The sequence below is a fragment of the Pedobacter sp. 01T416_2 genome (genome assembly GCF_056398925.1).
This window is the reverse complement of sequence record NZ_JBFTQI010001125.1, coordinates 1-2,345: the sequence shown is the minus strand read 5'-3', so window position 1 is coordinate 2,345 and position 2,345 is coordinate 1. Positions and strand designations below refer to the sequence as shown.

Here is a 2,345-nt window from a genome sequence, read left to right as displayed (position 1 = left end):
CGGGACAGCATGACGATTACAAGAAAGAGAGCTGTCTTCCTGAACTTGTTTCAGGATCTTTTAGAATGGTTAGTTTTATCATTAAGGGGTTAAGAACATTAAGATTTAAATTTATAAGTAAGCGGATATTTTAAACGAAAAAGGGATAAAATCTAATGACTTTATCCCTTTTCTATTTTATACATTATCGTTTACCAGTATACACTATAAAGTGCAACCAATAATCCGATGATGATTAAAGCCCCTACTGCAAAACTGGTTGAGGTTTTAAACATTTTAGCATCGATGGCCAGTCCTTTAGCTTCTGCCTTAACTTTGTTGCTCGCTAAACTGATGATCACCATACCAAGAATACAGAATACAAATACAAAGCCCATCCGATCTAAAAATGGAATTTCATAAACTCCAGCTGCATTTTTAACAGAGAAACCCATTCCTGATAACCATGAAAGATCGGTAAGTTTAGGTAAGAATTTAAGTAAAATTGATAAGCCGAAACCACCGATGGTAGCGAATAGTGCCGCACTTGAAGTTGTTCTTTTCCAAAAGAAACCTAAAATAAACATGGCAAAAATACCTGGAGAAACAAAACCTGTATACTCCTGGATATATTGGAAACCACCTTTTTTATCGATTCCTAAATGTGGTGCAATTAATACACCAAGAATCATCGCTACAATAATCGAAATCTTACCCGTTGTTACCAAATTTTTCTCAGTAGCATCGGTCTTTAATACTTTCTTGTAAATATCCAGTGTAAAAATAGTTGCAATACTATTTGCTTTACCAGCCAAAGAGGCTACCACTGCAGCGGTTAATGCTGCGAACGAAAGTCCTTTTAATCCGGCGGGCAGTAAATTCAGTAATACTGGATATGCACGGTCTGGGTTTACTGATCCATCTTGTAGCATTTCCGCTTGAAAGGCACCATCTTTATATAAAACATAAGCTGCAATACCTGGTAACACGACAATAATTGGCATTAATAATTTTAAGAATGCAGCAAAAAGAATACCGTTCAGAAGCCTTTGAAGTCATTAAACTATAGCCTTCAAAAACACCTGTCGTTCCATAATGGGTAGAAACTAAGTTTAAAGCCAAATAGGTAGTGGCCAAACCACCCAGAATTAAGAAAAACACCTGAATAACGTCAGTATATCCAATAACTTTCATTCCACCCAGCGTAATAATAATGGCAAAACCTGCAATGGCGTACATACAGAAACTTAAATCGAAACCAGAAATACTGCTTACTGCTAAAGCACCTAAGTAAAGGATCGAGGTTAAGTTAACTACAACATAAAGTAATAACCAGAAAACAGCCATTATCATGGCCACCGTTCCGTTATAACGCTGATGTAGGAATTGCGGCATTGTAGCAATTTTGTTTTTCAGGTAAACCGGAATAAAGAATACCGCAACAACCACTAAGGTTAATGCGCCCATCCATTCGTAGGTTGCAATGGCCAATCCCATTTTAAAGCCTGATCCGCTCATACCGATAAACTGCTCTGCAGAAATATTAGATGCAATTAACGATGCGCCGATTGCCCACCAGGTTAAAGAGCCCTCAGCAAGAAAATAATCTTTAGAACCTGTAGATTCCGACTTTTTCTTGTTATAAATGTAGAGCCCATAAGCGGCCACAATAACGAAGTAAATTGCAAATACAATGTAATCCTTCGTGTCTAGTAAATTGTTTTTCATTGATTTATTTTGGTTAGTATACCTTGGGTTATTTAATTTTTAGCTGTATAAGCTGGTTCCGTTATCAGTTTGAACGGTGTAGGAACCAAGCTTGAGTCCGAACTGTAGTAAGTATTTTGAAGATAACGCTTCAATTAAATCGGTAATTTTTTCTTCCTTAACAATATTGATGGTACAACCACCAAAACCACCGCCCATCATCCTGGCACCTAACACATAATCAAGAGGTTTAACCGCATCAACCAGGAAATCTAATTCTTTACAGCTGACTTCGTAATCTTTGCTTAAACCTTCATGCGTTTCGAACATCAGTTTACCCAAACCTTGCAGGTTACCATTTTCCAGTTGCTCCGCAGCGGTTAATAAACGGCCGATTTCTTTCACTACAAAACTACATTTGGTGTAAACTTCCAGATCTTTTGGTTTAACATGGGTTTCTAACATGGCTAAATCTACATCACGAAGCGTACTTACATTTGGATAATGCTCCTTTACCCAGGCAACACCTTGTTCGCACTGTGATCTCCTTTTGTTGTAGGCAGAATCGGCAAGTGCGTGTTTTACATTCGTATTTAAAAGCAAAAGTTTATATCCATCTAATTTTAATGGGATATAAATGTGTTTCATCGATCTGCAAT

General features: G+C 37.3%; 1 protein-coding gene and 1 pseudogene. Both read right to left on the bottom strand.

All coding sequences use genetic code 11. The annotated features are described in order from the left end of the window. Positions 1–191 precede the first annotated feature (191 nt). Positions 192–1,707, bottom strand: a pseudogene (locus AC1DPQ_RS27930) (sodium:solute symporter family transporter). 39 nt (positions 1,708–1,746) lie between these two features. Then, positions 1,747–2,345: galactokinase (locus tag AC1DPQ_RS27925; protein ID WP_477611594.1), on the bottom strand; the 599-nt coding region annotated here is incomplete at its 5' end.